At 65.9% G+C, this 17,554-nt stretch carries 20 protein-coding genes and 1 pseudogene; 2 read left to right on the top strand and 19 right to left on the bottom strand.

Annotated elements, in window-relative coordinates; all coding sequences use genetic code 11:
* Positions 1–594 precede the first annotated feature (594 nt).
* From PA6_RS00095 to PA6_RS00050, 10 genes are all read right to left on the bottom strand, one after another.
* Positions 595–1,020 (bottom strand): acyl-CoA thioesterase, encoded by a 426-nt coding sequence (locus PA6_RS00095; protein WP_021698809.1) that lies wholly within the window; start codon positions 1,018–1,020, stop codon positions 595–597.
* Positions 1,013–2,542: an HAL/PAL/TAL family ammonia-lyase gene (locus PA6_RS00090; RefSeq protein ID WP_021698808.1), complete on the bottom strand. Its 1,530-nt coding sequence runs from the start codon at positions 2,540–2,542 to the stop codon at positions 1,013–1,015. The genes PA6_RS00095 and PA6_RS00090 overlap by 8 nt, the downstream gene beginning before the upstream one ends.
* Positions 2,535–3,467 (bottom strand): LpxL/LpxP family acyltransferase, encoded by a 933-nt coding sequence (locus PA6_RS00085; protein ID WP_021698807.1) that lies wholly within the window; start codon positions 3,465–3,467, stop codon positions 2,535–2,537. Before PA6_RS00085 ends, PA6_RS00090 begins: the two co-directional genes overlap by 8 nt.
* On the bottom strand, positions 3,464–4,198 hold the full coding sequence (locus PA6_RS00080) for a glycosyltransferase family 2 protein (RefSeq protein WP_021698806.1): 735 nt from the start codon (positions 4,196–4,198) through the stop codon (positions 3,464–3,466). Before PA6_RS00080 ends, PA6_RS00085 begins: the two co-directional genes overlap by 4 nt.
* Before the next feature lie 141 nt (positions 4,199–4,339).
* On the bottom strand, positions 4,340–6,001 hold the full coding sequence (locus PA6_RS00075; protein WP_021698805.1) for an AMP-binding protein: 1,662 nt from the start codon (positions 5,999–6,001) through the stop codon (positions 4,340–4,342).
* Positions 5,998–6,543 carry a COG4648 family protein gene (locus PA6_RS00070; RefSeq protein WP_021698804.1) on the bottom strand — a complete coding sequence of 182 codons (546 nt, stop codon included), beginning with the start codon at positions 6,541–6,543 and terminating at the stop codon, positions 5,998–6,000. Before PA6_RS00070 ends, PA6_RS00075 begins: the two co-directional genes overlap by 4 nt.
* Before the next feature lie 3 nt (positions 6,544–6,546).
* Positions 6,547–6,810, bottom strand: coding sequence for an acyl carrier protein (locus PA6_RS00065; RefSeq protein WP_021698803.1), 264 nt, complete (start codon positions 6,808–6,810; stop codon positions 6,547–6,549).
* Positions 6,811–6,821: 11 nt separating this feature from the next.
* The gene (locus PA6_RS00060; protein ID WP_021698802.1) at positions 6,822–7,082 is read right to left on the bottom strand and encodes a phosphopantetheine-binding protein; all 261 of its coding nucleotides are present in this window, start codon (positions 7,080–7,082) and stop codon (positions 6,822–6,824) included.
* Entirely contained in the window at positions 7,057–7,872 is an 816-nt protein-coding gene (locus PA6_RS00055; RefSeq protein WP_021698801.1) for a lysophospholipid acyltransferase family protein, read from the bottom strand. Before PA6_RS00055 ends, PA6_RS00060 begins: the two co-directional genes overlap by 26 nt.
* The gene (locus tag PA6_RS00050) at positions 7,845–8,561 is read right to left on the bottom strand and encodes a beta-ketoacyl synthase chain length factor (RefSeq protein ID WP_021698800.1); all 717 of its coding nucleotides are present in this window, start codon (positions 8,559–8,561) and stop codon (positions 7,845–7,847) included. Before PA6_RS00050 ends, PA6_RS00055 begins: the two co-directional genes overlap by 28 nt.
* 233 nt (positions 8,562–8,794) lie before the next feature.
* Between PA6_RS00050 and PA6_RS00045 the strand changes: the two genes are divergently transcribed.
* On the top strand, positions 8,795–9,559 hold the full coding sequence (locus tag PA6_RS00045; RefSeq protein ID WP_021698799.1) for a ParA family protein: 765 nt from the start codon (positions 8,795–8,797) through the stop codon (positions 9,557–9,559).
* Positions 9,560–9,619: 60 nt separating this feature from the next.
* Here the strand turns inward: PA6_RS00045 and PA6_RS00040 are convergent, their stop codons facing one another.
* The 5 genes from PA6_RS00040 to PA6_RS00020 all read right to left on the bottom strand — a co-directional run bounded on the left by PA6_RS00040 (position 9,620) and on the right by PA6_RS00020 (position 13,925).
* Entirely contained in the window at positions 9,620–10,414 is a 795-nt protein-coding gene (locus PA6_RS00040; protein WP_021698798.1) for a universal stress protein, read from the bottom strand.
* A gap of 98 nt (positions 10,415–10,512) precedes the next feature.
* Complete coding sequence (locus PA6_RS00035; protein WP_021698797.1) at positions 10,513–10,956, bottom strand: PaaI family thioesterase; 444 nt, start codon at positions 10,954–10,956, stop codon at positions 10,513–10,515.
* Between the two features lie 90 nt (positions 10,957–11,046).
* A complete protein-coding gene (gene trxC / locus PA6_RS00030) occupies positions 11,047–11,484 on the bottom strand; it encodes a thioredoxin TrxC (protein WP_021698796.1) in 438 nt (145 codons plus the stop codon).
* A gap of 59 nt (positions 11,485–11,543) precedes the next feature.
* Positions 11,544–12,821 (bottom strand): bifunctional O-acetylhomoserine aminocarboxypropyltransferase/cysteine synthase, encoded by a 1,278-nt coding sequence (locus tag PA6_RS00025; protein WP_021698795.1) that lies wholly within the window; start codon positions 12,819–12,821, stop codon positions 11,544–11,546.
* Positions 12,822–12,947: 126 nt separating this feature from the next.
* Positions 12,948–13,925 (bottom strand): sulfite exporter TauE/SafE family protein, encoded by a 978-nt coding sequence (locus PA6_RS00020; RefSeq protein WP_021698794.1) that lies wholly within the window; start codon positions 13,923–13,925, stop codon positions 12,948–12,950.
* A 176-nt stretch (positions 13,926–14,101) separates the two neighbouring features.
* Here PA6_RS00020 and PA6_RS00015 point away from each other — a divergent pair, with 176 nt between their 5' ends.
* Positions 14,102–15,349 carry an MFS transporter gene (locus PA6_RS00015; RefSeq protein WP_021698793.1) on the top strand — a complete coding sequence of 416 codons (1,248 nt, stop codon included), beginning with the start codon at positions 14,102–14,104 and terminating at the stop codon, positions 15,347–15,349.
* A gap of 7 nt (positions 15,350–15,356) precedes the next feature.
* On the opposite strand, the gene PA6_RS00010 is transcribed toward PA6_RS00015, so the two are convergent.
* The 4 genes and pseudogenes from PA6_RS00010 to PA6_RS24125 form a co-directional block, all read right to left on the bottom strand.
* Positions 15,357–15,980, bottom strand: coding sequence for a hypothetical protein (locus PA6_RS00010; protein ID WP_043216058.1), 624 nt, complete (start codon positions 15,978–15,980; stop codon positions 15,357–15,359).
* Positions 15,981–16,090: 110 nt separating this feature from the next.
* Positions 16,091–17,173, bottom strand: coding sequence for a hypothetical protein (locus PA6_RS23890; protein WP_021698792.1), 1,083 nt, complete (start codon positions 17,171–17,173; stop codon positions 16,091–16,093).
* Entirely contained in the window at positions 17,166–17,327 is a 162-nt protein-coding gene (locus tag PA6_RS23275; protein ID WP_155948005.1) for a hypothetical protein, read from the bottom strand. Before PA6_RS23275 ends, PA6_RS23890 begins: the two co-directional genes overlap by 8 nt.
* A gap of 91 nt (positions 17,328–17,418) precedes the next feature.
* Positions 17,419–17,554 (bottom strand): annotated as a pseudogene (locus PA6_RS24125) (sel1 repeat family protein); the annotation flags it as partial.

Below are 17,554 nucleotides of genomic sequence, written 5' to 3'. Positions count from 1 at the left end.
GAGAAAGCACGCCCGGCATACGGGTCTCGCTGCGCTCGACTTCCCTCGCGCCATCATTGCTCCAGGGGCCCGCCGCGAAGGGCCATCCTTGGCCAATCGCGGCTCTCGCGGCATCCATGCCGCTCAACCCCTTACGCAACGATTCTGCTCGGCCTTCTGACGGGGTAGGTCTCGGCCCGATCTCCTGCAGGAGGCTGGCAGACAGGTGTTGGCTTTCGACTTGGCTAGAGAGCTTCAGGCGCGCCGAAGTCCCCGTCAGGAGGCCGAGCGGAGGTGTTGCGCAGGGGGACGAGCCGCATGGATGCGGCGAGAGGCTTAAAGGGCCATGGATGGCCCTTGTAAGCCGGCCCCCGGAGTGGCACCGGAGGGAGGGAACCCCGCCGAAGGCGGGGCCGGATGTCGGGGTGCCCTTCTTTTTGGTTACTTTTTCTTGGGCAAACAAGAAAAAGTGACGCGCCCGAGGGGGCGCAACAAAAAGCGAAGAGCTACCGCGGTAGTTGGCTAGGCGATAGCGTAGCAAAGAGTCAGCAACTCGCCCGGCGGGGCGAAACAGAGCGCTCAGAGGGCGCAGGAAACCAGCCGGGCTCAACAAGCTCACGCCAGCACCCTCTCCACCGCCTCAACAAACACCTTCGGCGATGCCAACAGCATCTCGCGAGTAGCGATCTCCACCGCCACCTGCACACTGCTGCCGCGCGTCATCCGCTCACCCGATTCCACATCGGTAATCAGGTAATTGATCTTCAGCCGGTTCTCCCACTCCACCAGATCGGCACGCACACGGATGCGCTGACCAAACTGCGCGCCACGGATATAGCGCACCTGCAGATCGATGATCGGCCAGGCATAGCCCGCATCACGCATCTGCCGGTAGTTGTGTCCCAGCTTGTCGAGCAGGGCGCAGCGCGCCTCCTCGAAGTACTTCACGTAGTGGCCGTGCCAGACCACTTCCATCATGTCCACGTCGAAGAACGGCACGACCAGCTCGATCTCCGCCTGCAGCACGCCTTCCTTACGCATACAGCCCCCAGTGGCGGCTGCGGATGCGCGCCAGGCACAGGCGCAGCTCGGCCTCCAGGGCGCGGTCCTCGATCACCGGCGGGAAGTCCGTGGCCAGCTGTTCGCGCATGGCGGCCAGCGGTGCGGGGATGTCGGTCTTGCCGGCGCGTTCGCGCAGCCACACGCCCTGGTTGGCGGCCAGCAGTGTGGCGGCGGCGACCTGTTCGGTCAGCTCCAGGCTGCGCAGGGCGTCGCGCGCGGCGATGGTGCCCATGCTCACCTTGTCCTGGTTGTGGCACTCGGTGGAGCGCGAGAACACGCTGGCCGGCAGGGTGTTTTTCAGCGCCTCGGCGGTCCAGGCGCTGGTGCCGATCTGCACGGCCTTGAAGCCGTGGTTGATCATCGCGGTCTCGGCCGGCGCGCCGGACAGGTTGCTCGGCAGGCCGTGGTTGTAGCGGGTGTCGACCAGCAGGGCGAGCTGGCGGTCGAGCAGGTCGGCGACGTTGCCGACCAGGTTCTTCAGGCTGTCCATGGCGAAGGCGATATGCCCGCCGTAGAAGTGCCCGCCGTGCAGGGTGCGCTCGGTTTCGGCGTCGAACAGCGGGTTGTCGTTGGCGCTGTTCAGTTCGATCTCGATGAACTGCCGCAGCAGCCCCAGGCTGTCGGCCAGCACGCCGAGCACGTGCGGTGCGCAGCGCAGCGAGTAGCGGTCCTGCAGGCGGTGCAGCGGCGGCAGCGGCTCGGCCACGGCCAGGTCCTGGCGCAGCCAGGCGGCGACCTGGGTCTGGCCTGGGTGTGGCTTGGCGGCGAACAGGCGCTCGTCGAAGTGTTCCGGGTTGCCTTCCAGCGCCACTACGTTGAGCGCGGTGATGCGGGTGGCCAGCTGCAGCAGGTAGTCGGCGCGCGAGTAGGCCAGGCAGGCCAGGGCGGTCATCACCGCCGTGCCGTTCATCAGCGCCAGCGCTTCCTTCGGGCGCAGGATCAGCGGGGTCCAGCCGAGTTCCTTGTGCACCTCGGCGGCGCTACGGCGTTCGCCCTTGTACATCACCTCGCGTTCACCGCTGAGGGTGGCGGCGACGTAGGACAGCGGGGTCAGGTCGCCACTGGCGCCGACCGAGCCTTCTTCCGGGATCAGCGGCAGCACATCGTGTTCGAGGAAGGCCTGCAGGCGCTCCAGCAGCTCCACGCGCACGCCGGACACGCCGTGGCACAGCGACTGTAGGCGCGCAGCCAGCACGGCGCGGGTGCTGGCCTCGTCGAGCAGCTTGCCCAGGCCGCAGCCGTGGAAGGTGAACAGGTGCTTGGGCAGCGCCTCGACCTGGTGCAGTGGCACGGCCACCACGCAGGAATCGCCGTAGCCGGTGGTGACGCCGTAGATCACCCCTTCCTTGTCCAGCAGGGTGTCGAGGAAGCGCGCGCCCTTGGCGATCTTTTCGCGGTAGGCGGCATCGCCCTGCAGCTGGGCGCGGGCGCTGCGCTGGGACAGGGCGACCACCTGCTCGATGGTCAGCTGGGCTTCGCCGAAGGTCACGTGGTCAGTCATGGGCATTCCAGAACGGGTAGAAGTTGAACCATTGCTGCGGAGCGTTCAGGCAGCGTTCGCCGAGGCGCTCGGCATAGCGTTGTACCCAGCCGCGGATCACCGCGTCGCGCTCGCGGCGCGTCCACTGCACGGCGTCGGCGAAGCTTTCCAGGATCACCTGGTAGCGGCCGTCGATCTTCAGGCAGTGCATCAGGTTGACCGGGCATTGCAGCAGGCCGGCCAGCAGCCAGGGGCCCTGGGGGAAGGCGGCCGGCTGGCCGAGGAAGTCCACCGTGACGTTGCGCCCGCCGTGCAGCGGCACGCGGTCGCCGGCAATCGCCAGCCACTCGCCGCGTTCCAGGCGCTCGGACAGCTGCAGCATCACGGCCGGGTCCAGCTCGCTGACCTGGATCAGGCGCAGGTGGCTGGCGCCGGCCTCGCCGAGCAGGCGGTTGAACTGCGCGGCGTGCTTGGTGTGCACCAGCACGTTCATCTGCACCTTCTCGCCCAGTTCGGCGAGGGCGCGGCAGACCTCCAGGTTGCCCAGGTGGGCGGTGACCAATAGCTGGCCGCGACCGCCGACATGCAGTTGCTGGCGCAGGCCTTCGGGGTCGACCAGGCTGACCTGCTCCAGGCCGAGGCGGCCGTTCCACACGTCGAGCTTGTCCAGCAGGGCATCGGCGAAGGCCATGAACTGGCGGAACACCGAACCATGGCTGGGGCGCAGCTCGGTACGGCCACTCCAGGTGGCCAGGTTGCGCTGGTAGTCCCAGATGCTGCGCCGCGCCCGGCGGCCGAACAGGTAGAAATACAGCACGATGGCGTACAGTAGCGGCGCCAGCGCGCGACGGCCGAGCAGGCGCGCGGCGGTGGCGGTGAACTTCATCAGCAGGAAGCTGCCGCGCTCGCGCTGGCCGGCCCAGTGCTCGGCCTTCTGCCCGCTCATCCGCGCCACCTGCGCCAGAGGATCAGCGGCGCGCGCAGCAACATGCCGAAGAACAGCTTGGCGTGCATCTTCGAGATCAGCGCGTTGTCGTGCAGCAGGCGGAAGTGCGACAGGCCGTCGAGCGGGTAGTGCACCTTGGTCGGCAGCCACTGCATCGGCTGGTTGCGCCAGGCCAGGCGCACCAGGATCTCCGGGTCGAAGTCCATGCGCTTGCCCAGCGCGGTCGATTCGATCAACGCCACCGTGGCCGGCAGCGGGTAGACACGGAAGCCGCACATGGCGTCGCGAATCGACAGCGACAGGCTGTTGATCCACACCCACACGTGGGTCAGGTAGCGCGCGTACAGGCGGCCCTTGGGCACGCTCTCGTCGTACTGCGGATAGCCGCAGACCAGCGCCTGCGGATGCGCGCGGGAGGTGGCGAGGAAGGTGGCGATATCGGCCAGGTCGTGCTGGCCGTCGGCGTCTACCTGCAGGGCATGACTAAAGCCCAGGCGCTGCGCTTCGCGCAGGCCGGCCATGACCGCGCCGCCCTTGCCCTGGTTGACCGGTAGGCGCACCAGGTAGGTGTTGGCCTGGGTGGCCAGTTGATCCATTACCGCCGCGCAGGCCGGGCTGGAGGCATCGTCGACCAGCACACAGGGCAGGCCGGCTTGGTGCAGGGCGGTGACCACCACGGGCAGGGCGTGCTCGTGGTTGTACACCGGGATCACGGCGCAGGGGTTATGCATGGTTTTCCCCCACCAGTACGCCGGCCGCCCCAGCCCTCTCCCGGAGGGAGAGGGAGCTGGCCGTGCGGGAGGCGAGGGCGTGCTTCCCCTCCCCCTTTGGGAGAGGGGCCAGGGGTGAGGGTCTGCCAGGCACGAACAGGCTCACTGCCCCGCCCCCAGCAGGATGCGTCCGGACGAGCACGGCGCGTCGCCATTGCGGTAGGCGAAGTACAGCTTGCCGCGCTCGGCGTCGAAACGCAGGCTCAGCTGGATGCGGTCGCCGGGGCGTACCAGCTGCTGGAACTTGAGCACTTCCATGCCGCAGAAACGCGGCGGCAGCTCGGCGATCAGCTCGCGGGCCAGGCGTTGTGCCCAGTCGATCTGCACCACGCCGGGCAGCACCGGGGTCTGCGGGAAGTGGCCGGTGAAGTGGGCCAGGTCCGGCGGCACGTCCAGTTCCAGCTGCCATTCGCCCTCGACCAGCTCTGCCTTGTGCGGCGTGACTTGGGTCGGGCGCGGTGCGGCGACCAGTTCGTCGACCTTGCTCTGCGCCAGTTTGCCCTGGCTGCTGTAGGGCAGCTCCAGCAGCAGGCGCCAGCGGCGCGGCAGGGCGATGGCCTCGCAGTGGCCGGCCAGGTGTTTGCGCAGGGCCTCGGTGACGGTCTTGCGGCCCTGGTTGCGCAGGGCGTGCAGGCCGGCCGGGCTCAGCGCCAGCAGGGCGCCGAGGAAGGCGCGGCCTTCCTGGATCACGCCGAGGCGGGCGTCGGCGACCCAGTCGTGCTGGATCAGTGCCTGCTCGAGCATGGGCAGGGAGATGCGCTTCTCTTCCAGCTTGACGATACGGTCCAGCCTTCCGCGCAGGATGAAGCGACCATCGGCCTGCAGCTCGGCGGCGTCCGCGCTCTGCTCGACATGCCCGGCCGGCAGGTAGGGCGAGGCGATGCGCAGCGCGCCCTCGTCGTTCAGGCTCAGTTCGACGCCGGGGAAGGCGCTCCACAGCTCGCCGCCCTGGCGCCAGGCGATGCCGCCGGTCTCGGAGCTGCCGTAGATCTCGGTCGGCTGCTGGCCGAGCTGGCTGCCCAGCTCGACGGAGACTTCCGCCGGCAGCGCGCCGCCGGAGGAGAACACCCGGCGCACGGCGCTCAGGGCGTTCCAGTCGAGATTATCACCCATGCGCTTGAGCAATGCGGGGCTGGCCACCCAGGCGAACGCCGGCTGGGTAAGGCTCTCGCGCTGCAGGTCTTCGGGGAACGGCAGGGCGCGGCGCCAGAACGGGCGGCCGGCGCACAGCGGCCAGAGCACGCGGAACAACAGGCCGTAGATATGCTGGGCGGCGACGCTGCCGAGGATGCTCGCGCCGGCAAGCTCGGCGCCCCACAGTTGCTCCAAGGCGTCGACCTCGTTGGCCAGCTGGCGCAGGGACTTGTCGATCAGCTTGGGCTCGCCGCTGGAGCCGGAGGTGCACAGCACCAGACGACAGGCGTCGAGGTCGAGAGCGGCGGGTGGCAGTGCTTCGCCGTCCAGGCCTCCGAGGTCGTCCAGCCACAGATCGGCCTGCGCGCCCAGGCGCTGGCGGCTCTGTGCCTGGGCATCGGCCGGCAGCAGCACGGCTGCGCCGGCGCGCCAGGCACCGAGCAGGGCGATGGCCAGCTCGCCGGCATCCTCCAGGTACAGCGCCACGCGCTGCACACCGCGCGCCTGCAGGGCGCCGGCCAGGCGCAGGGCGCGCTGTTGCAGCTGGGCGTGGTCGAGCGCCGGCGCCAGCGCCACGGCGCGGCCGGTCAGGGGGTGTAGCAGCAGCTCGGCGAGCGGCAGCCAGGTCATCCATGTCTCCTTACGCGCTGGCGGATCAACCACTCAGCGGCAAACAACAGGCCCATCAGGGCGTAGGCGATCAGCCCGGTGTAGAGCGTCCACCAGCTCAGCGGCGCCCACAGGGTCAGGGCCGTGACCACCAGACCGTTGGCCAGGAAGAAGCCGGCCCACACGGCGGTGACCTGGCGCGTATAGCGCACCGCATGTTCCGGCAGCTCCGGCTCCTGCAGGCGCGCCAGGCGCTCCACCAGCGGTGGGCCGAACTTCAGCGACAGGCTGAACAGCACCAGCAGCATCAGGTTGAGCAGCACCGGGTACCAGCGCAGCAACGCCGGCTCGCCGGCCAGGCCGAGCAGGGCGCAGAAGGCCAGGGCGGCACCGGCCATCCAGCGGCTGCCGGGCTGGCCGCGCTGGCTGATGGCGCGCGCCAGCCACAGGCCGCCGAGCAGGGCGGCGAACAGGCGCGGCGACAGGTGCTCCATGCCGTAGTACACGGCAAACGGGTAGAGCAGGCCGGCCACCACCAGCAGCAGGCCGAACAGACGCCCCATGGCTTAGCTGGCGGCCGAGTCGGCGTTGACCACCTGGTAGACGGCTTCGACCACGTCGCCGACGGTGCGCACGGCCTTGAACTCCTCGGCGGCGATCTTCTTGCCGGTCTGGCGCTTGATATGGTCGATCAGGTCGACGGCGTCGATGCTGTCGATTTCCAGGTCCTGATAGAGGTTGGCCTCCAGCGTCACGCGTTCGGCGTCCAGCTCGAACAGCTCGACCAGGGCATCGCGCAGGGTGGCGAAAATCTCTTCACGGCTTTGCATCGCGGACTTCCTCAGGCGGCCTGTTTCGCGGCGACGAAAGCCGCCAGGCTGGCCACGTTGGCGAAGTGCTGGCGGGTGTCCTTGGCTTCGGCATCGATCTTGATGCCGAAGCGTTTCTGGATGGCCAGGCCGAGCTCGAGGGCGTCCACCGAGTCCAGGCCCAGGCCTTCGCCGAACAGGGTGAGGTCGGCGGCGATGTCTTCGGCGGCCATGTCTTCCAGGCCCAGGGCCTCGATGATCAGGTGCTTAATCTCGGTTTGCAGATCGCTCATCTGTTGCGAGCTCCTTCATGAAATGTTGATGCAGATGGTCATTGAGCTTGCGCGAGGCAATCGGCAGCGGAGCCTGCTCGGTGAATTGCCGCGGATCGATATCCTCCCCGACCCGCAGGCGAAAATGGAAACGACGCGACGGAATGCTGTACCAGGGCTCGGCCTTGGTCAGGGTGGTCGGCGTCACGCTGATCACCACCGGGGTGACCACGCTGGCGCCGCGCACCGCGATGGCGGCGGCGCCGCGGTGGAACTCGGGCACCTGCCCCGGCGTGGTGCGCGTACCCTCGGGGAACACGATCAGGGTCTGGCCCTGCTGCAGGGCACCGGCGGCCTCGTCGAGCATGTCCAGGCTGCCACTGTTGCTGATATAGCCGGCGGCGCGGATCGGCCCGCGCATGCTGGGATTGTCCCACAGGCTCTGCTTGACCACACAGTTGGCGTCGCGGATGAAGGCGATCAGCACCACCACGTCGATCAGCGAGGGGTGGTTGGCGATCACCATCTGTCCCGGACGGCCCAGGCGCTCGGCGCCTTCGACTTCATAGGTCAGCACGCCGCTGCGGTACATGAACTGGACGAACCAGTAGAAGGTGCGGCTCACCACGGCGCGTGCGCGCGTGCGGCGCACCAGGGCGTCGCCAGGCAGCAGGGCCAGCAGCGGAAACACGACGACGCGCAGCAGTACGCCGCCGATGCCGAACAGCGAGAAGCTCAGCGCGGTGGCGATCAGGCGCCACCAGTAGGGCGCGCTGTAGCGGCTCAGGCCTTGATACGCGACCAGTTCCATTGCCGGCGTTTCCAGTGATGTTGCAGGGAGTCCGCGTCGCCACACAGGGCGCGGACCAGTTCCAGGGCATGCGGCCAGGTACTGCGGGGGCCTTGGCCCTCGCCGAGCTGCAGCTGCCATTGCGCGCCCGGACGCAGCAGCAGGGCCACGGCGTAGGGGAAGGGCACGTCATCGATAAAGGGGGTGTACAGCTCCGGCGGGGCTTCCTCGGCGACAATCAGCAGTACGCCGGGAGCGCCTTCGCCGAGCAGGGTGGCGGCTTCCAGCAGGGCCTGCTCGAGACCGTCGCCTTCGGCGGCCAGGGCGGTCATTTCGCTGGTGTCGCCACGCTGGATCGACCACAGGCCGATGATCGCGTTGTGCACCGAGAGGCTGAACTGGGTGGGCGAGAGCGGTTCGTCATGCGCCAGGTCGCTGAGGATGGCCAGGGTGCGCGGGGTCTCGCCGTGGCGCGAGGCGAAGACCAGGGGCAGGGGGCCGGCGGCGTCGGCCAGCGGCCAGGCCACGTGGAAGGCCATGCGTGCCAGGCGGCTCAGGCGGCGGCGCTGCAGGGCCGGAAGAAAGCCCACGTCGGGCTGTTCGCCGCCGTCCTGCGGGGCGAAGGGCGCCTGCTGCCAGGCGTGCCAGTCGGCTGCACTGTCCAGGCCGGGAGCCCAGGCACGCCATTGTTCGATCCTGAATTGAGTCACGCTGAGAGCTCTTCTCGGCCCCTTCCGAGGGCGTCCTTGTCTACTGCGATCCCGCCAGCGGGAAGGGTTGGCCGGGACCATGGCGAGGTGCTGGCATTATCCAGACCGTGCGCGGCCCGCGCAAATTTTGGCACGTTCGTCCTGACCGGAGGTCGGCGCTCGCCGCGCTTACTCCTCGCCCTTGACACGGCCTTTGCATAGAATCCGTCCATCTGCGATCAGGGAGGTGTCACATGCGGCGCGTGGTGTTCAATCAGAAGGGTGGTGTCGGCAAGTCCAGCATTGCCTGCAACCTGGCGGCGGTGAGTGCGGCCGAAGGCTACCGTACCCTGCTCATCGACCTGGATGCCCAGGCCAACTCGACCCACTACCTGACCGGGCTGACCGGTGACGACAGCCCGGTGGGCATTGCCGACTTCTTCAAGCAGACCCTCTCGGCCACCTCCTTCAAGAAGGGCAAGGTCGACATCTACGAGACGCCCTTCGACAACCTCCACGTGGTCACCGCCACCGCCGAGCTGGCCGACCTGCAGCCCAAGCTGGAGCAGAAGCACAAGATCAACAAGCTGCGCAAACTGCTGGAAGACCTGGCCGAGGACTATGACCGGATCTATCTGGATACTCCTCCGGCGTTGAACTTCTATACGGTTTCCGCGCTGATCGCTGCCGATCGCGTGCTGATCCCCTTCGATTGTGACAGCTTCTCGCGTAATGCCCTGTACGGCCTGCTGCAGGAGATCGAAGAGCTCAAGGAAGACCATAACGAAGACCTGGAGGTCGAGGGCATCGTCGTCAATCAGTTCCAGCCGCGCGCCACCCTGCCGCAGCAGCTGCTCGACGAGCTGATCGCCGAGGGCCTGCCGGTGCTGCCGGTGAACCTGATGAGCTCGGTGAAGATGCGCGAATCGCACCAGGCCTGCACCCCGCTGATCCACCTGGATCGCAGCCACAAGCTGACCCAGCAGTTCATCGAGCTGCACAACCTGCTGGAAAGCTGAGTGCCGGGCAGGCAATGAAAAAGGCGCCCGAGGGCGCCTTTTTTGTCGCGGGTCCGGGGCCTAGCGCACCACGAACACGTCGCAGGGCGCCTTGTGCAGGTAGTGCTGCGCCAGGCTGCCGAGCAGCGCCTGGGACAAGGCGCTGCGCCCATGGCTGCCGAGCACCAGCAGCTGCGGCTGCTGCTGAGTGATGTGCTCCTGCAGGCTGCGCAGGATGCCGCCGACCTTGACCTCATGGGTGAGTTTGGGCGCGTCGGCAGGCAGACGCTGGGCTTCGTCGAGGATCAACTGGTCGATCAGGGCGCGCTGGGTCAGCAGCTCGGCTTCGGCCACCGCGCCGTTCTTCTGCGGCTCGAACACGTGCATGGCATGCATGCTGGCGTCGCTCGGCAGCAGCAGGCAGCCCTGATGCAGGGCGGTGCAGGCGCACAGGGAGAAGTCGATGGCGGCCACGGCGCTGCGGTAGGGCGTGGCCTCGTCACGCGCGACCAGCAGCAGCGGTACCGGGCAGCGCCGGGCGATGCGGTCCAGGGTGGTGCCGGAGAAGAACTCGTGGCGCTGGTGATGGGCGCCGAGCACCAGCAGGTCGGCGCCACTTTTTTGCACCTGTTCCAGCACGCCTTCGGCGGGCTTGCCCTGGCAAAGGCGCAACTGGCTGCCGGGTGGGGCAAATTCGGTGAGGCTGCGGTCGAGGGCCTGTTCGATGCGCTCGCGTTCCGCGTGATCCAGCTTGGGGTCGAAGACGTGCAGGAGGGTCAGTTTGGCGCCATGCTGGCGGGCCAGCTGGGCGGCACGCCGCAGCGCGAGGTCGGCAGTGCTGCGCAGGTCATGCGCGATCAGGATGTGTTCCGTCATGTTTCCCTCCGTGGCGCGGCGCGAGGCGGCGCATCGAGTCTCTCTGGGCCCTTACAGTGATCTCCCTTGATAGACCTGCTTTTGATCCACGGCAAGTCCTAGTGTTTACGTAATTGATACAGCGCTCGGGTTTGCGCCACCACTTCGCCGCTGGCATCGCACAGTTGCAGCTCCAGGTGGTAGTCGGCCTTGCCGTTGCGCTCGGCCTCGGCCTGGATGCGGGTGATCTCTTCGTCGCTCAGGCGGGCCTCGACGGTGATGTCGCTGGTCGCCGGGCGGCGGAAGCGCAGGTTCATCTCCTTGATCAGCGGATAGAAGCGCTGCACGTCGAAACTGGTGAGGAAAAGGGCGCCGCCGGGGATCTCGGCCAGGGTGAACAGGGCGCCGGCATACAGGGTGCCGATATGGTTCTGGTTGCCGCTCAGCGGCATGCGCAGGCGCACGAAACCGGGTTCCAGCTGCTCGGCCTTGAGCCCGCAGCGTTTGACGAAGTCGATCTTCTCTTCGGTGAAGACGCGGGCCATTTCGGCGGGTAGTGGCATGTGCGGGGCTCCTCAGGCTGGAGTCCCGAGACTAGCTGCTGTGGCCCCGCCGGCAATGACCGCCGCGCTCGTGGCGGCTGACCGATCCGCTCAGGCGATGCCCTGGCTGCGCAGCCAGGCGAGCAGTTGCGGCAGCGGCAGGGCGCCGCTCTGGCGGGACACTTCGACACCACCGCGGAACAGGATCAGGCTGGGGATGGAGCGTATGCCCAGCTGTGCGGACAGCTGCGGGTTGGCCTCGCTGTCCAGCTTGCCCAGGCGGCAACGCCCCTGCAGCTGTGCGGCGGCCTGCGCGAAGGTTGGCGCGAAGGCCTTGCACGGCCCGCACCAGTCGGCCCAGACATCCACCAGCAGCGGCAGGTCGCCCTTCAGCTGGGCGGCGAAGGACGCCTGGCTCAGGGTAATCGGCGCCACCGGCAGGACCGGGCTTTTGCAACGCCCGCAGCGCGGCGCATCGCCCAGGCGTTCGCTGGGGATGCGGTTGAGGCCGTTGCAGGCGGGGCAGGGAATCAGTGCGGGGGCGCTCATGGTCGGCTCCAGTAGGGCAGTGGCCTCTATCTGGAGCCGACCAGGGCGCTTTGCAAGGGTTAACCGCGTGCGGCCAGCAGGGCCTGTTCGAGGTCGGCGCGGATATCGTCGAAGTGCTCGATGCCGATCGACAGGCGCACCATGTCGCGCGGCACGCCGGCCTTCTGCAGTTCCTCGTCGTTGAGCTGGCGGTGGGTGGTGGAGGCCGGGTGGCAGGCCAGCGACTTGGCATCGCCGATGTTGACCAGGCGCACCACCAGCTTGAGCGCGTCGATGAAGCGCGCGCCGGCTTCCTGGCCGCCCTGGATGCCGAACGACAGGATCGCCGCTGGCTTGCCGCCCATGTAGCGCTGCGCCAGGGCGTGCTCGGGATGATCGGCCAGGCCGGCGTACTTCACCCAGGCCACCTGCGGGTGGCTCTGCAGGTACTGCGCGACTTTCAGCGCATTCTCGCAGTGCCGCTCCATGCGCAGGGCCAGGGTCTCCAGGCCTTGCAGGATGAGGAAGGCGTTGAACGGCGACAGCGCCGCGCCGGTGTTGCGCAGCGGCACCACGCGGCAGCGGCCGATGAAGGCGGCGGGACCGAAGGCCTCGGTGTAGGTCACGCCGTGGTAGGACGGATCGGGCGTGTTGAGCAGCGGGAAGCGCGCCTGGTTATCCGCCCAGGGGAACTTGCCGGAGTCGACGACGATGCCGCCGATGCTGGTGCCGTGGCCGCCGATGTACTTGGTCAGCGAATGCACGACGATGTCGGCACCGTGCTCGAAGGGGCGGCAGAGGATCGGCGTGGCCACCGTGTTGTCGACGATCAGCGGCACGCCGTGGCGATGCGCGGCGTCGGCCAGGGCCTGGATATCGACGATGTTGCCGGCCGGGTTGCCGATCGATTCGCAGAACACGGCCTTGGTCTTGTCGTCGATCAGCGCTTCCAGGGCGGCAATGTCGTCGTGCGCGGCGAAGCGGGTCTGGATGCCGAAGCGCGGCAGGGTGTGGGCCAGCAGGTTGTAGGTGCCGCCATACAGCTTGGCCACCGAGACGATGTTGTCACCGGCTTCGGCGACGGTCTGGATCGCATAGGTGATGGCCGCCATGCCTGAGGCCACGGCCAGCGCGCCGACGCCACCTTCCAGCGCCGCCACGCGCTCTTCGAGCACGGCGTTGGTCGGGTTCATGATGCGCGAGTAGATGTTGCCGGCGACCTTCAGGTCGAACAGGTCGGCACCGTGCTGGGTGTCGTCGAAGGCAAAGGAGCTGGTCTGGTAGATCGGCACGGCCACCGCCTTGGTGGTCGGGTCGGGGCTGTAGCCGGCGTGGATGGCCAGGGTTTCCAGTTTCATGCAAGACGTTCCTTCGGGCTATTGGAAGGCTCGCAGCATGGGGAAAACGACGAGGCCCGGTCAATGCGCTGAGTCAATGATCCGGGCCTCGGGGCTAGAACGTTTTGATCGATGCTTAGATGGCGATCACGCCAGTGCCTTGTAGATGTTGAAGGCGCTGATCAGGGTGATCAGGCAGCCGACGATGGTCATCAGGGTGCGCGCCGGAATCCTTTTGCACAGGTAGGCGGCGAAGGGCGCGGCGAACATGCCGCCGAACACCAGACCGGCGACCATCAGCCAGGTGTCCAGTTCGCCGGCCAGGAGGATGAACGAGGCGGCGCTGGACAGGGTCAGGAAGAACTCGGCGAAATTCACCGAGCCGATGGTGGTGCGCGGATCGCCGCCCGAGCCGATCAGGCTGCTGGTGACCACCGGGCCCCAGCCACCGCCACCGGCGGCATCGACGAAGCCGCCGAACAGCGCCAGCTTGGCCACGTGCTTGGGCGCCTTGCGCTGGGCTACATGCAGATAGGCCTTGCGCAGAATGTACAGGCCCATCAGCAGCAGGTAGGCGGAGATGAAGGGCTTCATCACGTCGCCGTCGAACTGAGTGATCAGTACTGCGCCGAGCACCGCGCCGATGATGCCGGGCAGCAGCAGACGCAGGAACAGTGACTTGTTGACGTTGCCCAGTTTGACGTGAGAGATGCCGGAAAGACCGGTGGTGAACACCTCGGCGATGTGCACGCTGGCACTGGCTGCGGCAGGCGAGGCGCCGGCGCTGAGCAGGAAGGTGGTGGCGGTGATGCCATAGGCCATGCCCAGTGCGCCATCGACCACCTGGGCCAGGAAGCCTACGGCCACCGCGCTCCAGAAGGTAGGGCTGCTCAGTGCGCTCTCGATGATCTCCAGGCCGCTGTGACCGCCGTTGTCGCCGAAGAACAGGCGCCAGGCGAGGAAGCCGATCAGGCTGAACAGGATCAGTACCGCGGCCCACATGGCGGCACGCAGTACCGGGTGGTTGTCCGGGTGGGAAACGTAGTCTTCGACGGGGGGCAGGCCAAGTGCTTCGTGCTCCGCATTGAGCGGGCTCTGGCTGAGGTCGAGGTCGCGGATCTTCATGCAGCGGCTGCCTGACAGTGGGTGGTAGAACAGGCTGGAATAAGCAGACGGCGAAGATAATGGGCTTTTCTTAGATAGTCTAAGACTGTTTCTGTAGGTTTATATTCTATTTGGTTTTGTTGCCTGGTCGCTCTGCACTGCCCTAGGCTTGGCCATCTCCAACGCATGGACGCTCCATGACACTCAGCTATCGCCCCGCCAACACCACCCTGGTGCTCCTGGCTTCCCTTTATTGCGCCCAAGGCCTGCCGTCTGGCCTGGTGGCTCATTCGCTACCGGTATTGCTACGGCAGAACGGTGTCGACCTGGCGCTGATCGGCCTGCTCAAGCTGCTGGCGCTGCCTTGGCTGCTCAAGGTGTTGTGGGCGCCCTGGATCGACCGCATCGGCTCGCGCCACCTCGGCCATCACCGTGGCTGGATTCTGCCGCTGCAGGGTACGGTGATTCTCTGCCTGGCCGGCCTGGCCCTGATCGCCCCGCAAGCATTGTTCGGTTCGGCCTTCTGGCTGCTGCTGGGCATGTTGCTGCTTATCAACCTGGCCGCCGCCAGCCAGGACGTGGCCACCGACGGCCTGGCCGTGCGCCTGCTGCCGGAGCGCTGGCGCGGCCTGGGCAACAGCCTGCAGGTGGGCGGCTACAAGGTCGGCATGCTGGCCAGCGGCAGCGGCCTGCTGCTGGTCATCGGCGGGCTGGGCTGGAACCTGTCCGTCGGCCTGCTGGCGGGTGCTTTGCTGCTGCTGACCCTGCCGATCATGCTGTTCCCGGAGACGCGCCTGCTGCCACAGCACGTCGAGCAGGCCGAGCCTGCCGGCCCCGGTCTGCTCTGGCGCCATTACAAGGGGCTGCTGGCGCAGCCGGGCATGCTCGCCTGGCTCGCGGTGGTACTGACCTTCAAGCTCGGCGACGCCCTCGGCTCGCCGATGATCAAGCCGATGCTGGTGGATCAGGGTTGGGACACCAGCGCCCTCGGCCAGCTCACCCTGATCAGCAGCCTGGCCGGTATCGGCGGTGCGCTGCTCGGTGGTCTGCTCTATGCGAGGATTGGCGCGCTGCGCTCACTACTGGCTTTCGGCGCCCTGCAGGCACTGGGTATTGCCGCTATGGCGTTGCTAGTGGGGCGCGGCGGCGACGCCGTGCTGGTGTATGCGGTTTCGCTGTTCGAACAGGCCGCGGACGGCATGTCCACCGTCGCCCTGTTCGCCGTGATGATGCGCATGTGCCGCCCCGAGCACGAGGGCGCCGACTTCACCTTGCAGGCCAGTGCGCAGGTGTTGCTGGCGGGTGTGGTGGGGGCCTGCAGTGGGGTGTTGGCCAAGGTGGTGGGGTATCAGGGGCTGTTCGTCGGGGCGGCGTTGTTGGGGTTAGCCATGCTTGTGTGGGTGGTTCGCTATTTTCGAGGTCAATGGCAGCCCAAGGCTGCCTAAGTTATCGCTACTCCGTTGAATATTCGCCTTTCCACTGGGCGTTGCATGCGGCTATTTCGCTCTGTGGACCCACAAGATGAATGTCTATCCTGTGGGGCATCAATGGAGACAGTCGCTGTAAATCGCTCATCACCAAGTGCAATGGGCGGAAGGTATTGATCAGCAAGTGTGGGAACTCACCTGAGCGAGAGGTCTTGATACGGTATTGCCTCCAGCGATGCGTTCCGTGCCGCCCTTCATGTACTGCCTTCGATTCCAGAGTGATCGACTCGATTTCGGCAAACGAAATCCGGATAGTGGTACTGAGCTCTGGAAAGTGACCGCACTCGAACTCTAGTAGAAGCCCATCCTGTTCCGCATATGCCTCGACCCTGTCCGGCGGTATGCCGCGCTCAAGCCACCAGAAAACTGCGAACGGGAGGATCGGCGTCGCTATGAGCATGATGCACGACAACCAGCTCTGCTCTGTCACCAAGCCCAACAGGAATAGCCCGAATGGAATCAGGGCACATGCGCTGAAGACTTTCCCTCGGTGGGTGTTTGGCTGGCGCACCAGCGGTTTGAAACGATCAAATTCGTTGTCAGTGAAGTGAGCGTTGTTGGCGAAAAGTCGAATCCGTTTCTGCTGCATGGCCATTCCCTGTGAAATTTGATCCACCGCTCCGCCTTGACGCTGTTGGTATGGGGCGTGTTGGAATAGTGGTTTATTCCCCATGTTTGTCTGATATGCCTGGTGCCGAGCTACCCGTTCCGGCCCTTGCGACTCGGCAAGATATTGGCGGGCGTATTCTCGGGCGATCCGCTGAAAGAGGCCTTGAAGTACTGCATAAAATCCAGGCCGCGGGCATAGGCGGCCTGTAGTTCGGCACTCTGTTTCAACAGTTCTGCGCTGGGTTTGGCCCATTGCTCGGCAGGCAGGGGCTGAGACCATTCGCGAACGGCTTTGGGAAAACCGGCCTTGGGCGGGTGACTGAACCACTCGGCAACATGGCAGGGGATGGTCCAGCCGGTGAAGCACTGCAATAGCCACCAGCTGCGATAGCGGATAAAGCCGAGCTCTTCGCGATAGATCTCAATGGCCGCGCGGAAGTAGGCCAGGCTGCCCTCTTCATACTCGGCTGGCGGTGGTGGTGGCAGGGCGTCGGGGCCCTGTTCCATAAAGACGCGCAATGCCTCCCACTCGCTGACGGCGAACATCAGGCTGGGCGATGGCACGGTGAGCCAGTACATCTGCCCTTCCAGCGTGTCGCGAAAGCCAAGGCGTAGGGCGAAATGGCTGTTGACCGCATATTGGGTGATGGTCTGCTCCGCCGAGACGCAGGCGATCAGTTCTTCCCAGGGGATAAAAGCTGGTTTGCCCTTGGCGGGGATATAACAGACCTCGCGGCGCTGGCGATTGAAGCGTATGGGGGGATGCCGGGTTTCCTGGTAGACGGCATAGGCGAAGATGCCTCCAAAGACTGTGGCGAAGAACAACATAAAGAGCCACATGTACCAGTTCATAAAGAAGAACTTCAGAACAAAGTCCCAGATTGATGAGCCACGATCAACATAGTCGACCCATCCTAGGAAAACGGTACATGTAAAGAAAAAGACTAAGCCTGCGATAAGGGTCCCCATGGTGACCCGTACACCAAACTCGATACGGCCAGTGCCTTGGGCAAAGTCCAAGTAGGTGGAGTTGATTTCGCGGTGCATCTGCTGGGCGCTGATTGCCGCTTGACCGGTCGGCACTGGGCGGGGCGCCAGATAGAGAATTTCCAGCCCCGTATGGCGCTCGATATCACCTGCTTGAGGTAGACGTTCGTACTGGCTGTCAGGCATGCAGGTGCTCCGGCATGATCGTGATAAAGGTGGTTGTCGAGCTAAGTGGCGGGCTGGTCTTGGCTGCGGTGATCGGCTTTTTCAGTCGGGTCATCGCCAGGGGCAGGCTGTAATGCAGGTAGCCTTTATCGCCCAGCAGCGGCTTTGCGGCCATTTCCGGTTGGCAGACCAAGCGTAGCGATAGCATGCTTTGTGGGCCGAACCAGTCAGGGGGCAGGCGTAACTCCAGATTTATTTTCCAATTTTCAGAATCCCAGCTTTCCAGGAAAATAAGAGAGCGGTGGGTGGGTGGCTTTCCACTCCTTGGCAAAGGCTTGTGCCTGCTCGATCTGCTCCGGTGTCATCCGTGCTGCAATTCTAGGTAACTCATCCTTAGGGAAA

The sequence above is a fragment of the Aquipseudomonas alcaligenes NBRC 14159 genome (genome assembly GCF_000467105.1).
GTDB lineage: Bacteria > Pseudomonadota > Gammaproteobacteria > Pseudomonadales > Pseudomonadaceae > Aquipseudomonas > Aquipseudomonas alcaligenes.
Note: the sequence above shows the minus strand (reverse complement) of the source record. Positions and strands in the feature narration are given on the sequence as shown.

What these genes read in the sequence shown, in the direction of transcription:
- PA6_RS00085 (WP_021698807.1), bottom strand. Translation starts at nt 3,467, where the DNA reads ATGAGCGGGCAGAAGGCCGAGCACTGGGCCGGCCAGCGCGAGCGCGGC.
- PA6_RS00055 (WP_021698801.1), bottom strand. Translation starts at nt 7,872, where the DNA reads ATGGAACTGGTCGCGTATCAAGGCCTGAGCCGCTACAGCGCGCCCTAC.
- PA6_RS00010 (WP_043216058.1), bottom strand. Translation starts at nt 15,980, where the DNA reads ATGCAGCAGAAACGGATTCGACTTTTCGCCAACAACGCTCACTTCACT.
- PA6_RS00070 (WP_021698804.1), bottom strand. Translation starts at nt 6,543, where the DNA reads ATGGGGCGTCTGTTCGGCCTGCTGCTGGTGGTGGCCGGCCTGCTCTAC.
- PA6_RS00045 (WP_021698799.1), top strand. Translation starts at nt 8,795, where the DNA reads ATGCGGCGCGTGGTGTTCAATCAGAAGGGTGGTGTCGGCAAGTCCAGC.
- PA6_RS23890 (WP_021698792.1), bottom strand. Translation starts at nt 17,173, where the DNA reads ATGCCTGACAGCCAGTACGAACGTCTACCTCAAGCAGGTGATATCGAG.
- PA6_RS00025 (WP_021698795.1), bottom strand. Translation starts at nt 12,821, where the DNA reads ATGAAACTGGAAACCCTGGCCATCCACGCCGGCTACAGCCCCGACCCG.
- PA6_RS23275 (WP_155948005.1), bottom strand. Translation starts at nt 17,327, where the DNA reads ATGGCCGCAAAGCCGCTGCTGGGCGATAAAGGCTACCTGCATTACAGC.
- PA6_RS00080 (WP_021698806.1), bottom strand. Translation starts at nt 4,198, where the DNA reads ATGCATAACCCCTGCGCCGTGATCCCGGTGTACAACCACGAGCACGCC.
- PA6_RS00095 (WP_021698809.1), bottom strand. Translation starts at nt 1,020, where the DNA reads ATGCGTAAGGAAGGCGTGCTGCAGGCGGAGATCGAGCTGGTCGTGCCG.
- PA6_RS00090 (WP_021698808.1), bottom strand. Translation starts at nt 2,542, where the DNA reads ATGACTGACCACGTGACCTTCGGCGAAGCCCAGCTGACCATCGAGCAG.
- PA6_RS00075 (WP_021698805.1), bottom strand. Translation starts at nt 6,001, where the DNA reads ATGACCTGGCTGCCGCTCGCCGAGCTGCTGCTACACCCCCTGACCGGC.
- PA6_RS00015 (WP_021698793.1), top strand. Translation starts at nt 14,102, where the DNA reads ATGACACTCAGCTATCGCCCCGCCAACACCACCCTGGTGCTCCTGGCT.
- PA6_RS00035 (WP_021698797.1), bottom strand. Translation starts at nt 10,956, where the DNA reads ATGCCACTACCCGCCGAAATGGCCCGCGTCTTCACCGAAGAGAAGATC.
- PA6_RS00020 (WP_021698794.1), bottom strand. Translation starts at nt 13,925, where the DNA reads ATGAAGATCCGCGACCTCGACCTCAGCCAGAGCCCGCTCAATGCGGAG.
- PA6_RS00040 (WP_021698798.1), bottom strand. Translation starts at nt 10,414, where the DNA reads ATGACGGAACACATCCTGATCGCGCATGACCTGCGCAGCACTGCCGAC.
- PA6_RS00065 (WP_021698803.1), bottom strand. Translation starts at nt 6,810, where the DNA reads ATGCAAAGCCGTGAAGAGATTTTCGCCACCCTGCGCGATGCCCTGGTC.
- PA6_RS00060 (WP_021698802.1), bottom strand. Translation starts at nt 7,082, where the DNA reads ATGAGCGATCTGCAAACCGAGATTAAGCACCTGATCATCGAGGCCCTG.
- trxC (WP_021698796.1), bottom strand. Translation starts at nt 11,484, where the DNA reads ATGAGCGCCCCCGCACTGATTCCCTGCCCCGCCTGCAACGGCCTCAAC.